General features: G+C 58.7%; 3 protein-coding genes. All 3 read right to left on the bottom strand.

Annotated elements, in window-relative coordinates:
* Positions 1–99 precede the first annotated feature (99 nt).
* From QFW87_RS07700 to QFW87_RS07690, 3 genes are read right to left on the bottom strand one after another with little or no spacing between them, the layout of a single operon-like run.
* Positions 100–633, bottom strand: a complete 534-nt coding sequence (locus tag QFW87_RS07700) for a hypothetical protein (RefSeq protein WP_283190192.1) — start codon at positions 631–633, stop codon at positions 100–102.
* Positions 630–12,755: a filamentous hemagglutinin N-terminal domain-containing protein gene (locus QFW87_RS07695; protein ID WP_283190191.1), complete on the bottom strand. Its 12,126-nt coding sequence runs from the start codon at positions 12,753–12,755 to the stop codon at positions 630–632. The genes QFW87_RS07700 and QFW87_RS07695 overlap by 4 nt, the downstream gene beginning before the upstream one ends.
* 25 nt (positions 12,756–12,780) lie before the next feature.
* Positions 12,781–14,487, bottom strand: a complete 1,707-nt coding sequence (locus QFW87_RS07690; protein ID WP_283190190.1) for a ShlB/FhaC/HecB family hemolysin secretion/activation protein — start codon at positions 14,485–14,487, stop codon at positions 12,781–12,783.
* Between the last annotated feature and the right edge of the window lie 221 nt (positions 14,488–14,708).

Raw genomic sequence — 14,708 nt, 5'->3', positions numbered from 1 at the left:
CGACTTATAGGTCGCCCGTTTCAAGTTGCCCCTCTTACAACCAGTAATAAATGAATCCGTCGCCTTTTCCGTCGAACAAATCTGCCATTTTTTCGACAACTAATAGCGAATCCACTTCCCCGTACATATTAATTTCGGGCTATTACAATCAACCAAATAAAGCCATTCTGGGTCATGCCCTACCGTACCAACCAAGACACCTAGCGTGTCAGGATGATTGGGCATCGCACCAGAGTGGACGGCCCCTATATAACTGCCTTCACCCTGAGGATTGTGCAGTTGAAAACGTAATGAGCCGTCAACATTATAGATCGCAGCGTTATTAGGGAAATCAAAAAACCAGGGAGCTTCGGGGCAGCTAAATGTTGAAGGATCCTTATCAAAAACCACCAAAACACCAGTTCTATCAGGCAGTATACAAGGGGTACCAGCAACAGAAACCTGGACTGCCGCCCCCCCTTCAGAAACTATAAATCTCACCACCTTCACGACTGGACTAACCTTCACATATCTGAGGTGTTCCATTTCAACTTCAAAATCAGTTCTGCCACCCTGCCAATCATAGAACTCCTCAAAGACTGTTCCATCAGCATGCGTCACCTCACTCCTTACACATGCAATAAGACTATTCATTTCAACAACCTCAGACTGCCAATATCAACATTATAGAACTCAGGGTTTGTACGAGGAGTTTTATCCATAAAATTGACTTGATTTGCTCCACCCTGCAGCCTTATTTTTTGATTGGCATCCCACATGTCACCAGCGGCACCCTCACGAACCCCAACACCTGGCTTTATAGTAAATTCAACCTTATACAAGTTACCATCTTTAAATTCGCTAGAAATAGCCAGTTTATTTCTAACGTCATCTATCGAGTTTACCGGAGAGTCTGTTGCCCAGCCTCCTAGAGAAGATGCCGGATTTGATCCTACTTTTTCGCTGTTACGCATAGCGTCGTATTGTCTCTGATCTATAACCATAGTCATGGTACGCGGCTGTTCTAAAACCTTATCGGTCACTATTGTTCCTTCCTTCCAGGCCGCGCGTTGTGTTCCCCAATAGGGAAGTTCTACCCCACCCGCTTGCTCCGTCAAGAGCAGATCATTCGCCTTTTTCTCATCATCGACACGCGGAAGGCCATCACGGTCTGTCACCTGCCCTGCGTTGATGTTCTCCGCACGATGCTCCATTCCTGGAACAAAGTCACGCTGTGCAGACGGCCCAAACCCTTCCGCATCGCGTGTAGCGTTCAACTCGATGAGACGCTTCTCTAATACTGTCTTCTCAGCCTTCGCCAACGCATCACGAGTGGCCAACTCCTTCAGAACCGCAAGAAGAGTGCCTTTGGTGGCCTTGCCGGGAGGTAGCATCTCAACGAGCAACTCGAGGTCAATGTTCGAGTTCAACCCACCCGTCGCGTATTCACGGAACATTCTCCATTGATCGGCACTGAGTTCAGCGTCGCTATTGATGGCTCCTATTTCACGCAACCGTTTGGTAGCGACTGACTCTCCATATTGATCAATCCACTTGTCGGGCACGACTCCCAAGCCATCTGGAGAATTTATTAGAGTTGTATTACTGGTGGAATTAAACAGCTGCGAGTCTTTGTATTGGTTACTCGTTGAAGTAAACGCGTATACCTTTTCCCCATTCGCTACGATTGGCGCTCCATCCGCAAAAGTCAGGAGAACTTTTTCACTTTGTAGCTGCTTAACGACCTCACCGGCCAGCTTCAAATCAGACGCGACACGAATGCCCTCAGGATTATTTTTACCGTAGCTACTTAAAATCGCTTGCAGCTGAGCGTTGTCTTCTTCATCTATTTGCCCGCCGGACGCGAACTCAAGCAAAATGCTCCAGCTAATACCCGTTTTGCTTTTACCAACAGTTGAGTCCAGGTTTGCGGCTTCTTTGGACAACCGCTCTTTCTCAAGAACATGGAGCTTACGGTTGTATGACTGCGCACTCCCGGCTATCTCAGAACCTACTGAAACATTACCACCGGCGGTAGCCGCCGCCACAAGACCAACTAGCTTAGAAGCTGCGTTGACCAGTCGATCATGTTCAATAGGGTCCTTCCCACTCAACAGGTCACTTTTATCAAGCATCGAAATAAGTGCTTCGTTTGCCCCAGCGGCAATGGCCCCGGTTTTAAAGTCCGCACCCATAGCCTCTGAAACAAGCCCGCCAATAACAGCGTGCAAAGCAGTTTTCCCGAAACCGCTTTCCTCAAGATTTAACTTTGCCCCAACGTCTCCAGCACCGGTAAACGCAACGGCTTGAAGTATATTGAAAAGACTGCCCTTAATCGCATCGTTGAACCCCCCCTGCCCAAGCGCTTCGGACAACGCTCCGCGTACGGCTCCGCCAGCGAGCTGGATGGTTCCGAAGCGCGCCAACGCTGCTGGGTCACTTAGATGAGGAGCGATGCTCGGGCCGGTTACCTTATTGGTGAACGCATCAGTTTGCGCCCCAAACCAGTTCCCGCTTGCATAGTTGATAAAGCCAGCGCTTGCCCCTGCAATAAGCGCTTGTTTCATGCTGTCACTGCTAAATGTTTCTTTAAATGCAGCACCCAAATTGCCCTTGTTGTTGATCGTGCTGACTGCCGCAGTGCCAGCCATTGAGGTCAACATGCCCGCCGCGATCACATTACCCAGTCCCGCCGCAGTGGCTGCGGTGGCAGCACTCGTCGCCGTTGCTGCGGTGGCTGCAGAAGCGGCTGCCATGGTCCCACCGGCGGTAGCGCCCATGGCGGTACTGGCGGAAGCCACCGCGGCACTCGCCGCCCCCGCCGTCAGCACGGTGACGATGATAATGATCGCCAGCATCGCCCCTTGGCCGAGGCTGGATTGGTCGTATTTGAAGGACTCGTGAGTTTCCTTCACCAACTGCCAATCTACGTCGCCGCGCTTTTCTGCTTCCTTGAGCCAGGCCAGTTGTGGATCGACCTTTACCATCGCATCAATGGTTTGACTGATGCTTTTCTGGTCAATGTGCTTGAGGTCGACCTTCAAGCCATCGACTGCTTTGATAACGAGATTTCCCTGAGCAATCAGTTGGCTCTGACGCAGGGTTTCGTCTGTGTTGCCTTTACCCTTGGCGCTGTTCCAGGCGAGGTCGCTGCTGCTCTTCTCATGGCTTTCCTGGTGAAGGTCCTTCACGCCTTCAAACGTAATATTCCCCCCACTGTCCAGCGTGATGTCCTTGCCACTCTCCAGCTTCGCCACCTGATACCGTTGATCCCCACCACTGACCAAGGTCAGGTTGCCCCCGGTGGTAATTTCACTGCCGATGTTTTTCACATCGGTCACTTCATCGCGCTGGGTTTTCTTACTGCCCCAACCGCCTTTTTTCTTCATGTCGTACAGCGAGTAGTCGCTGTCTTGTGCGGCGAGCAGTTCGAGGTTTTCGCCGGCGACCAGGTAGGCTTCGTCGCCGGCGTGGATGCGGCTGGAGATCAGGGTCAGGTCTTTACCAGCGCTGAGGACAACGTCGCCACCGGCTTTTAGGTCGGTACCGACCTGGCTTACATGATCTTGCTGACTGGTGACTTTCTTGCTCTTGGAGAACGAGTGACTCTCATCCGCCGCAGACGCCAGGGTGAGGTTTTGCCCGGCGTCCATGCTGAGGTTGCGCTTGGCTTCAATCTGGCTGGCGATGGCGGTCAGGTCACGACTGGCCCTGACGCTGAGGTCGCGGCCGGTGGTGATTTCGCTGCCGTGTTGGGTGATGGTTTCGCGCAGGAAGCGGCTGCGGGTTTCGCTGTTTTGCTCTTCCACTGCGACGAGGTTGGCATCGCGGCCTGCGTTGATGGTGGTGTCGCGTTTGGCTTGCAGTACGCCACCGCTGTTGTTGAGGTCGCGCCCGGCGTTGAGGGTCAGGTCGTTGGCGGCTTCGATGCGCGCGGCGCTGTCGAGGAAGTCGTGACGGTCCTTCAGATCGCCGCTGGCGCTCTGGTGCGAGGTGACGGTGCGTTCGTTGATCAGGTCGCCACGCAGGGTGGTCAGGTTGACGTCGCGACCGGCGATGATCCCGCCGGCCTTGTTCACCAGGTTGTTGCCGGCCAACAGGTCAAGACGATTGCCGGCCTCGATCAGACCGCTGTTGACCAGGTCGTTGCCCGCCGAGGCCGACAGATTGTTACTGGCGCGCAAGGTGCCGGCATTGATCAGGTCTTTGCCGGCAATCAGGGACACGTCCTTGCCGGCGATCAGGGCGCCGTTGGAGGCCAGGCGTTGGTTGGCACTGGCCAGGTAAAGCACCGGCACCAGTACTTTTTCGCCGTTGACCTCATGCTCTTCGAGCCAGACGATATCGTGGGTCAGCGCGACCACTTGTTGCGAAGTCAGGGTGACACCCACCGCCAGGTCCAGCTGCTGCTTGCTGACGATGGCGTTGTTCATCAGGTATTTGAACAAGGCTTCGTCGGAGGTCTGGCCATTGATGAATCGCTGGCCGGTACGGGCCACCACCGCTTGCTGGACCAAGCGTTGTTCATAGAGGCCATCGCCCAGTCGTTTGGCGCTCTTGTCCGGATCGTAGCCGAGGTTGGACAGCAGGTAATCCGAGCTCATGAATTGCTTGAGGTCGGTAAGCACCGGGTTGGTTTCGATCAGGTACTTGTGCGGATTGGACGGAGGGATTGCCGACGGCAGCCCCTGAACCCGGGCAATAGTCTGGTTCTGTGAGCCACGGCTGGAACTGTTAACCAATGGCAGGTTGGCGCTGGCGCCGTCCGCCGGGATCGTCGTGATAAAGCTCGGCAAGCTGACATCGACGCCGGCACTCTGCCGGGCAATGGCGTCCAGCTGACGTTCGCTGGCGGCCACCGCGGCCACGTCACCTATTTGAATGACGCGCCCCTGGCCGACCGGCAGTTGTTGCGTGTGCTGCGCCAGGCTCAGGCTGGCGCTGCCCATGGTCCAGCTTTGCGGCGCAACGTTGGCCTGGGTCGGCGCGGTAGCGCTCGCACCCTGGCCACTGAGCCGGAACATGCCGTTTTGCCCGGCAGGCAAGGTGAAGCCTGGCAACGTCAACGGGTTGACCTGTTGCTGCGCCAAATCTGGCGGTAGCTGGGAGTTGATGTAGATAGGGGTCGAATACTGGCTGCCGACGCTGATGTCGCCGGTTTTCTTGCCGCCACCGACGTACGCGTAGTAGCCGCGCACCACGCTGTTGTTGATGTTTTGCGAGGCGGTGAGCTGGACGGCAGCACCGGACTGGATGATTGCGTCGTAGGTCAGGCCGCTGCCCGGCAGGTCATGGCTCTTGACCGAGATCGTGCCGCCTGTCATCAGTTTGTTGAAGGCGGCCATGTCCGCCTCAAAGGTGGCCGAAACTTTTCCTTTGTTATTGGCGTTGAATTTGGCGACGGCCTTTTTCGCACCCTTGAACTCGTAAACGTGGTTGTACTTGATGGAGATCGTTTCCAGGTCCTTGGCCTCGACCCCCAGGTTTTCGATGCTCGCAGCATTGATCGCCAGGTCACCCGAGGCGGCAATGGAACTGCTCTGGTTACTCAACTGTTGGGCACCGATGTTCAGTCGACCGCCGCTCATGATGCTCGATGCATCACTGCTTTCACTTACGATCAGTCGATCACGTTCAGTGACCTGCCAGACCGCATTGCGTCGCCCGCCGCTGCTCTTGACGTGGCATTTGCCAAACGGCGCGCAAGGGATTTCATGAATTTCGGCAAAGTACTTCTCATGACCTGAAACGGTCAGGATGTCCCGCACGTTCTTGACCGTCATGGCCCGAATGGTCAGGTCGCCGACGCTTTCAATCGAACCCGAACGGTTCTCCAGCAGGCTCGACTGGGCTTGCCCGGCATTCGCCGCAATCAACAAGCGGCCCATGCTGTAGACCTCGGCGTAGCGGTTGTTGAAGGTGTTGGCCAACAACTGCATGTCACCGCCGCTGGAGATCAGGCTGTGTTCGGTGGCACTGATCCCGGCGTTGAGCAAGTTCCCGGTTGTCAGAGTCATGCCCTGGCCGCTGGCGAGGGTCCCGCGGTTGCTGATACTGCCCGCGTCGATCATCAGCGCGCCGCGGGAGCTCAGACGGCCGAAGTTGTTCAGTTGCCCGCCGACGTTGATGCGCGTATCGCCGCCGCCCGCCAGGCTGGCTGCACTTGGCAGGTTCAATTGCGCCGCACCCAGGGTGAGATCGCCCTGGCTGCTAAGGCGCCCGTTGCCTCCGTAAACCCCGGTCAGTTGCAGGTTCAAGCTGCCGTCACTGGCAATCAGGCCATCGTTGGTCCAGTTACCGCCGCTACCTTCAAGACGCTCGGAGGTCAGCAACTGACCGCTGGCGCTCTGGTAGAAGTTGTTGACGTTGACCTTCAAGCGCCCGGCCTGGATGACGCTACTGTTGGACCATGAGTCCGCGTTCAGTGTCATGCCGCCGCGGGTGACGAGGGTGCCGCCGGCACCGAGGATGTTGGCGGTGGTCATGTCGAACTCACCGGTGCCGGAGTGCAACACGCTACCGCCGACGTTCTGAAAGCCACCAACGGCCAGGCTCAGGTCGGTGTTGACCACCTCGAGTCGGCCACTGCGGTTGTCGAACAGGCCGCCGATCTGGAACGCGGTTTTGCCCGCGCCGCCGGTGGCGCGCACTTGGCCATTGCGGTTATCGAGACTGCTGGCGCGAACCGCGAGATTGCTGTCGCTTTCGATGATGCCTTGCTGATTGTCGAGGGCGGCGTTGAGGCTCAAATCAATCAGTTGGCCGCCTATCTGACCGGCCGTGTTATCCAGCCCGTTAGCGTTGATGCGTATCTGGCCGCCGGACAAAAGTGCGCCGTTGCGGTTGTTCAAGTCAGCGGTGTGGACGGAGGCATCGGCAGTGCGCGCAGCGATGCGGCCGCCGTTGTTGTCCAGTCCGGCCAAGGCTCGCAGCGTCAGGCGCTGGGCTTCGATCATCCCGCCCTGACGGTTGTTGTTCAGGTCATAACCGTTGCGCAGCACGCCGGAGACCTTGGCCTCCAGCGCACCCTTGATGCTCGACAGCGCGCCACCGCGGTTGTCTAGGTTGGCGGCGCTGAGCATCAGGTCTTCGTCCTGGACGATGATCTTGCCGCTCTGATTGTCGACGTCGCCGAGAATCTCCAGGTTCAAGGCTTTCTGGCTTTGGATCGCGCCCTTTGCGTTATCGAGGCTGGCGGCCTTGAGGCTCAGGCCAGCGTCACGGCTGTAGATCAGACCGCCATTGCTGTTGCGAGCCGCGCCCGCGAGCGTCAGCGTCGTTTGCTCATTGGCGGCGACGGTGCCGTGATCGCGGTTGTCCAGGCTGTCCGCGGTCAGGGTCAGCAGGCGCTGGCTCATCAGCTTGCCGCCACGGTTGTCGATCTGCGCCGCGTGCTTGAGCAGCAGCGCCCCGTTGCTGTTAAGAACCCCCTGAACGTTGCTCAGGTTGCCCAGCAAATCGAGGTTGATGGCGCCCTTGCCCGAGAGCGTGCCAGCGCTGTTGTCCAGGCTGCCCGCGGTGATATCCAGGTCTTGCAGTGCGCTGATTTTGCCGGCGTGATTGTTAAGGTTGGCAGCGTGCACGTTGAGGGTGCCATCGCTGTCGATCTGCCCGCCGTCGGCGTTGTTCAGGTCACCGGCGATGTTCAGTTGCTGACTGCCGAGGCTGGAGACCACCCCGCCGTTGCTGTTGTCCAGGCTGGCGGCGGTGAGCTTGAGGGTGCCATTGCTGACCAGCGCCCCGGCATTGCTGTTGAGCGCGTTGCCTTTGAGGTCGACGTTCAGGTCGCCGTACTTGCTCGAGAGCGTACCGTGGTTGCGGTTATCCAGGCTGGTCGCTTCGACCCCCAGGCCTTGCAGGCCTGAAATCAGACCGTTCTGGTTGATCAACTGGGCAACTGTGAGGCCGAGTCGGGCGTCGCTGAGTAGCTTGCCGCCGCTGTTGTCCACGTTGCGTGCGAGCAACGTGAACCCCTGCCGGCTGGACAGTTCGCCGTTCTGGTTTTTCAGATCGCGCAACTGGTTGATGGTCAGCGGGCCTTTGGCCGTCAACCGGCCCTGGCGGTTGTCCAGATCGCCACCGGCCAGGTTCAACGTCAGGGCGCTATCACCCAGCAAACGTCCACCAACCTGGGTGAGTGCATTCAGGTTCAGGGTCATGTCGCCGTTGGCCGAGACTTCACCCGAGGCGCTCGAGTCCAACGAGGTCGCGTTGAGATTCAACGTGCCCTTGCTGTTGATCAGGCCAACGGCGCTGTTGTCCAACGCCATCGCCGACAGGGTAACGGCGGTGCCGCCCAACAGGCTGCCGCCACGATTGTTCAGGTCCGCACTGCGGATGTTCAGCCCGTCGATGGCCTGGATAAGTCCTTGGTTCTGGTTGACCAGGGCCCCTTGCACCGCGAGCTCAAGATCGCCGCGGCTGGTGAGGTTGCCCGCGGTGTTGTCCAGGCTGGCAGCGCTGACCTTCAGGGCAGCGGCCGCGATCTGGCCTTTGATCGACGTCAGGGTGTCGCTGATGTGCAGCGTCAACGCCTGGTTGCCGAGCAGTTTGCCGCCGTCGTTGTTCAGTCGATTGGCGACTACCTGAAAGGTTTCGTCGCTGGAAATTTCTCCGTTGCGGTTATCGACGCCGTCGAGGTGAGTGAGCAGCAGTTGACCCGGCGCGTGGATGAAACCGCCCTGGTTGTTCAGTTGCCCGTGATTCAGGTCCAGGCTCAGGGACTGGTTGCTGAACAGCTTGCCGTCTTGCTGATCAAGCCCGCTGACACTCGCAGTCAGGGCCTTTTCGCTGGCGATTCGACCTTGATGATTGGTCAACTGCGCCGTGCGCAAGTCCAGGGTATCGCCGCTGTCGAGGCTGCCGTTCTGGCTGTTATCGAACTCGCCGGTATGAACCTGCGCCACGCCTTTGGCGCTGATCACCCCGTGCTCACGGTTGTCGAGGCTGGCGCTACGCAGCACGAGAGCCGCATCGGTCACCACCTTGCCGCCAACGTTGGTGAGGGCACCCTTGGCGCTGAGATCAAGGGCTTCGGCACTGGTGAGCGCGCCACCGCTGTTATCGATGGCATCCGCCTTGAGGTTGAGCTCGCGCTGGCTGTTGATCTTGCCCTGCTGATTGCGCAGGTCGCCCGACAGATCGAGGCTCAGGTGCTGTTGACTCTTGAGCTGGCCGTTGCGGTTGTCCAGATGCTGGCCAGTGAGCGCCAGGCCCGAGCGGCTATTCAACAAGCCACCGCTGGTGTTCAGGATCTCACCAACATTCAAGCGCAGATCGCTCGCCTCGATCAGACCTGCGTCGCTGTTGTTCAGGTGCGAACCGTCAACGGTGAGGGTGCCGGTCTGGCTGGAGAGTTCGCCACCTCGGTTATCGATGGCGTCGATTTTGAGTGTCAGCGCTTTTGTCGCGCCTACCAGTCCGTCCTGACGGTTATCGAGGGTCGAACCGGTGAGATCCAGGGCGCCGGTGGCGATCATCTGACCGTTTTGATTGTCCAGTGTGTTGACCGTCGCGCGCACATCCAGCTTACCGGTGATGTGCCCTGCTCGGTTATCGAGACTGCCGGCCGCCAGCAGTAATTCACCATCAGCCGCGACAGTTCCGCGCTGGTTATCAAAGCCGTTGACCACGTTCAGATCAAGGGCGCCGCGGCTGCTGATCAACCCGTCGGTGTTGCTCAGTCGTTCTCCGTGACTGTCGAGGATGCTGGCAGAAATCAGTCCTTTGGCATCATTCAACAACTGTGCGACACGCAGACTCAGACGTTGCTCGCTGATCAGTTTGGCGCCAGTGTTATCGAGGCTTTGCGCAGCCAGTGTGAAGGCCTGGGCGCTGGAGATTTCGCCCTTCTGGTTGTTGACGTCCTTGAGGTTGTTGAGCACCAACGGGCCCGTGGCATGGACGTACCCGCCCTGATTGTTCAACTGCCCGTGGTTCAGGTCCAGGCTCAGGCCGGCCTTGCTGAACAGCTCCCCGCCTTGCTGACTGAGGCCGGTGACGCTGGCGGTAAGGTTGCCCTCGCTGCTGATGGTTGCGCCTTCGCTGTTGCGCACCTCGGTGGCAGTGAGTTCCAGGGTGTCCCCACTGATCAGCCGTCCACCCTGATGGTTATCTAAACGGGTGGTGGTGACGCGGGTGGCGGCCTTGCCGGACAACAGCCCCTTCTGGCTGTTATCGAGGCTGCCCGTGGCCAGTGTCAGGGCTTTGTCCGAGGTGACCGTGCCGCCCTGGTTCAACAGCACACCCTTGCTGGTGATAGAGACGTCATCGGCGCTGCTCAACTTCGCGGCACTGTTGTCGATCTGACCGGCCTGGAGCGTCAGGGAGCGGTCGCTGCGGATCAGTCCCCGAGTATTGTCGAGTGCCTCATCGAGCGTGATGTTCAGCGTCTCGCGGCTGTCAATCACCCCGTCGGTGTTGTCCAGATGAGTACCGGTAATGCGGCTGGTGCTGCGGCCCTGGATCAGGCCGGTGGTCTGGTTGATCAGGTGGCCGACTTTCAGCGCCAGATCGCCGCCAGCCAGCAATCGCCCACCGTCGCTGTTGTTGAGGTGCTCCGCGTTGAGGGTCAGCCCCAAGGTGCTGGACAGTTTGCCGGCGCGATTGTCAATCTGCTGAACATCGATTTTCAGCGCTTTTGTCGCAGCGACCAGACCGTCCTGGCGGTTATCGAAGGTTGCGCCGGTCAGGCTCAGGTTGCCCTGAGCGACCAGTGCGCCCCCTTGTTGTTGCAACAGACCGATGATGGCGGTGAGGTCGCTCTGGCTGGAGATCCGCCCCGCCGTGTTTTGCACTTCATCGGCTTTGAGGGTGACCGGACCCACAGCACTCAGCAGGCCCCCGCTATTGTCCAGGCGAGTACCGTCATAGGCGATGCCGGCCTTGCCGCTGATCAAGCCCTTGTCGCGGTTATCCAGTTGGCCAATCTGCAGCTTCAGACGCTTGTCGGCCTGGGTCACTCCGCCGCGATTATCGGCCGAGTCGCTGCTGACGGTCAGCGTGTCTTTGCCGGTGACTTTACCCCCGCGATTATCGAGGCTGCCGGTGCGTACATCGATTGCGCCTTTGGCGGTGATCTCGCCCTTGTTCCGGTTATCCAGCAAACCGCCGATGCGCGCGGTGAGGCTACCGCCGCTGACCACCACGCCTTCGTCACGGTTGTCGAGGCTGGCGGCTTTAAGGTCCAGCGCCTTGCCCGTGCCCAGCAGACCATCGCGGTTATCCAGCGAGCCGCTGAGGTCGATATTCAAGCCAAGGTCACCCAGGACCTGGCCGTTGCGGTTGTTCAGTGTGGTCGCGTTGAGCCGGGTGATGCTGGTACTGGAAATCTCGCCGTTGCTGTTGTTCAGCTGACCGATAGTGCCGGTCAAATTGCCCGTGCTGTTGATCACGCCGTTGGCGTTGAGCACCTGATTGGCCGCGATGTTCAGCGCGCCCGTGCTCAACACCCGTCCATTGTTTTGGTTATCCAGCGTCCCGGCGGTGATGTTGGCGGTTTGTCCGCTGAGCGTGCCGCCCTGGTTGCTCAAGGTCTGTGCGGTGTTGATGGTGAGGTTGCGGCTGGAGACCAGGCTTTTGCCGGTGTTGTTGAGATTCTGCGCGCTGAGGCTCACATCGCCGTTGGCGTTGCGGCTGCCATCGGCGTTGACCCCGGCCTCGATGACACCGCTGTTGGTCAACTGACCGCCGGCGCTCAGCACGATGCTGTCGCGGGCGGCGAGGGTTTGCTGGTTGCTCAGGTTGCCTTGGGTTTGTACGTTTAGCGCCGTGCCCGCGTAGACCGGACCGCGTGCATCGAGACTGGCGGCTTTGACATTGACCGCGCCGTTAGTCGCCGAGGTGTCGACCAGGCTCAAGTGGCCGTTGGCATCGAGCTGGATATCGCCACCACTGGCGATCAGTTTGCCGTCGAGTTTCACCCCGACACCCGACTCGGTACCGACCAGTTTGATCGCCCCGGCGTACATCCCGCCCAGCGCCGACGAGTCGATGGCCAATTGCGGTTTGGCACTGCCGTCATCGGCGCGGGCGGTGGCATTGAGGCTGTCGGCATTGACGTCGTTTCGACCGGCGACGATGGTCAGGTTCTTCGCCTGAATCTCGGCATTGATCTTCGCGCTGCGGGTGATGATTTCGAAGCTGTCGACGTTGTTGGCGTTCAGCACGGTGCCGTCGATGGAAACGCTGCCCTGATCCACCTGAAAGCGATCCAGTCGACCGTTGTCCAGCACCGGTTTGCCGGTGGTCAGGGTCACGCGCGGGGTGTTGATGAAACCGCACCCATTGCAGCTGATGCCGTAAGGGTTGGCGACGATCACGCGGGCTGACTGCCCCGCCACTTCTGTGTAACCGCGTAACTGGCTCGGGCTGCCGCCGATGACTTCGTTGAGTATCGTCTGCGCCGCACCGCTTTTTTTCAGGTGCGGGTTGCCAATGATGAGGCCGCCCAATTGCGTCGCCGTCGTCTGGGTCGAACCGTTGTTGAGGATCAACCCCTGGGCGCTGACGTTGTAATCGTGGAACTGGTTATGCGATAGACCGCTGCCATTAGGGGTGGCAATGTTGATGATCTGCACACCATTGCCGGCGTGATCCAGCGTGGTGCCCGGCGTGCTGACGACGATGCCTTCGGCCTGGGCCCATATCGGTTGCCAGAACATGACGTTGGCTAACAGGAACGCCAACCCGCGCTTGGGCAGACCCCAGAAGTGTTCACGGTTTTTTACGGCAGCAACGGGTTGACCGGCCAAAAAGGCCAGTTGGCGAACGTCCATGATCGAATCTCGTTTAAAGCAGAATTTAGAGGAAGAAATCCACACGGAAGTAGATCGGCGCTTCGCGCTCGGTCAGGGTGTCCGGGCGTTCGAGGGAATGGGCAAAAGTCACGCTGGCGGCCAGGTGCTGACCGCGAGCAAACAACTCCACCGAGTTGCTGGACATGCGCCCGTGCTGATCGCCGTTGTAGCGATCGCCACGAATCACGCCTTGGTCGTAACCGAGGCTGGAGCCGTATTCGGCGAACGCCGGGCGCAGCCATTCCAGCGTCACCGGACGGCTCCAGCGCAGGTCGTTGCGCCAGTAACCACCACTGTCGCCGGACAAGGATTGGTCCTTGTAACCACGAATCGACGACTGCCCGCCGAGGCTGGTGCGCTGCGGGCTGAACAGCACGTCTTCGCTGCGCTGGCCAGTCATCAGGCTGCTGAAACTGAACGACTCGCCCCACACCTTGAACGGTTGCAGGTAGCTCGCGGTGGCGGTGTATTTGCGGTAGCGCGCATTAGGTTCGCCGGGGCCAGGGTGACCGTTGCCCTGCGCATCGAACGCGCCAATGCCTTGCTGCATGCCGAGGTCAATGTTGACGAACGCGCTGCCGACTCGCCGACCGTGGTTGATGCCGAACTGCGCTTCGCTGATACGGTTGCTGCTCAGCTTGAGCTTGCTGTCTTCGATGAAGTTGTTGGTGCGCAGGTAAGAGAGACCGGTGCTGAGGGATGTCTTGCTCACAGCATCGCGATGGATCACCCGCTCGGCACGCAACTGATGGTTTTCGCTATCGCCGGTCTGCTTGAAATTGAAGCCATTGGCTTGAGCCTGCGAGCGGTACTCACTCTGGCTGTAGGTGTAGTTGAAGTTCCACCAGCCCCACGGCAGGTTGTAATTGAGCATCGCGTTATTGGAGGTGTGCTGGTGATCGGTCATCGCATCGTGACCGCCGCGCAGATTCAACTGATCCGCCAGCCCCAGCGGGCTGTCCCAATCAAACGTCGTGCCCCACTGCTGCTCGCCGGTGCTGCGCTGGCCATCGTTGCTGCGGGACAACCCGGCACGCCAGGGCTTTTGCGGCGTGTTCTTGACCAACACTTCGCTGCCCCCGACGTTCTTGCCCGGCGTCAACTCCATCTGCGCCTGGTTCGACGGCAAGCGGTTCAGTTGATCGACCAGTTGCTCGATCTCGCGCAGATTGACCAGGTCGCCAGTCTTGCCGGGAAAAGCCATGCCCAGTTCACGGTCCGACAGCTTGCTGTCCTCTGCACCCTTCAAACCTTCAAGCCGTCCCTCGACCACCAACACCTTCAAATGCCCACCGGATAAATCCTGCTGCGGCAAATAGGCACGGCTGGTGACCAGGCCTTTTTCGATGTAGTGGTCGGTGATGACTTTCAGCAATTCGTTGAGCTGAGTGACGCCCAGGCATTGGCCGATGTACGGCTTGAGCAGACGACTTTTTTCGCTCTCGGCGAGACTGTCAGCGCCTTTGAGTTCGATGTCTTTGATCGGAAAACAACGGGTATCAGCGGGCGTCGCCGGTGCTGCAGGTTTGACTTCCTTGCCGGGTAATTCCTTGAGCTCTTCGAGACGCCGACGTTGCTCTTCGAGCAAGCGATCCTGACGTTCGCGGATCAGATCGGTTTCACCGGGGGTGGGGGTGGCGTGAGCAAGATTTAGCGGAGAAAGGCACAGCAAAGCCAGGCACAACCTCGCCACGAGGGCGGGTGGGTACATGTTCGTTCCTTCGAATGGAGTCTGATAGCAAAATAGTGGCGCGATATTAGAGGGCCACTATTCTGGCGTCAATGAATGGTTGGATCCAGAGAGCGTAATTAACGAGCGGAAACACCTAAACCGGACGGTTCCGGCGCAACAGCGGGAAATGTCTTGAAGTGATGTCGAAAGCGTCTGGAAGAGGTAGGACGTTTTCGGGCACCGTCCTACGGGGCTGATCA

This window comes from Pseudomonas sp. PMCC200344 (genome assembly GCF_030053095.1).
GTDB classification, from domain to species: domain Bacteria; phylum Pseudomonadota; class Gammaproteobacteria; order Pseudomonadales; family Pseudomonadaceae; genus Aquipseudomonas; species Aquipseudomonas svalbardensis.
This window is presented reverse-complemented; position numbering and strand designations above follow the sequence as displayed.

What these genes read in the sequence shown, in the direction of transcription:
- QFW87_RS07700 (WP_283190192.1), bottom strand. Translation starts at nt 633, where the DNA reads ATGAATAGTCTTATTGCATGTGTAAGGAGTGAGGTGACGCATGCTGAT.
- QFW87_RS07695 (WP_283190191.1), bottom strand. Translation starts at nt 12,755, where the DNA reads ATGGACGTTCGCCAACTGGCCTTTTTGGCCGGTCAACCCGTTGCTGCC.
- QFW87_RS07690 (WP_283190190.1), bottom strand. Translation starts at nt 14,487, where the DNA reads ATGTACCCACCCGCCCTCGTGGCGAGGTTGTGCCTGGCTTTGCTGTGC.